1 protein-coding gene is annotated in these 810 nt (G+C 52.5%); it reads left to right on the forward strand.

Annotation, left to right across the window (positions count from 1 at the left end; genetic code table 11):
• On the forward strand, window positions 1-621 hold a 621-nt coding region (locus tag IEX86_RS24760; protein ID WP_188868796.1), incomplete at its 5' end, for a hypothetical protein.
• Window positions 622-810: the final 189 nt, after the last annotated feature.

An 810-nucleotide genomic window follows, 5' to 3' on the forward strand; every position in this document is an offset into this window, starting at 1 on the left:
GCCCATGCGGCGGGTTTAAGCCTTGCTATGCCTAAGCCTGTATCGCTGCCGGCTCAAGCTAGCCTACAGGCTCACGACACCGCGGTAGTTAACCGTGAGCAGGGCGTGAAAACACCGAAAGGTGGGCATTTACGTCCGGAGATCAAGGCGCAAATAGCCGACCTGCATGGGCAAGGTAAAAGGCAAGCGGAGATAGCAAAGCAGATACCCGGATTGACAGTAAAACAAGCTAAGAATGCTTTAGCACGTATTAGTGGTACTAAGGATAATAGCTCTGTTAAGCGAGCCCGGGAGTTCACGGGCAAGTCTGATGCTACGGCAGCTGATTACAAGAGAATACAGGACGCTAAGCGTGCCCAGAAGCTCACAGGCGACCCTGAGGCTACATCGGCTGATTACAGAAGAATGCAGAACGCTAAGCGTGCCCGGGAGCTCACGGGCAACTCTGATGCTACGGCAGCGGATTACCATAGAATGCAGAAAGCTAAGCGGGCCCAAGAACTCACAGGCAACCCCCATGCTGCGGTAGCGGATTACCACAGAATACGCAGAAAGGCGCGAAGGGAAGGCCTAACTTATGAGCAGGTCGTAGAGGCAGAAAAGCAAACTTCCAAGTCATGACTTTTGCTGCCCATGGTCAAAAATAGCGGGTGTGGGTTCTTCTGATGCAGAGGCAGGTTACGACAGCAACAGTAAGCCTGCCTAAGCGGTTTTCCATTATAACGCAGAGTACTTCTCGGACGGTTGAGGCATCGGCTAATTGCGTTGGTACGTTTACATACCTTAAGGGCTCAATCGTCGAGGTCTCTC

The organism is Pseudomonas asuensis (assembly GCF_014646755.1).
In the GTDB taxonomy this organism is placed as follows: domain Bacteria; phylum Pseudomonadota; class Gammaproteobacteria; order Pseudomonadales; family Pseudomonadaceae; genus Chryseomonas; species Chryseomonas asuensis.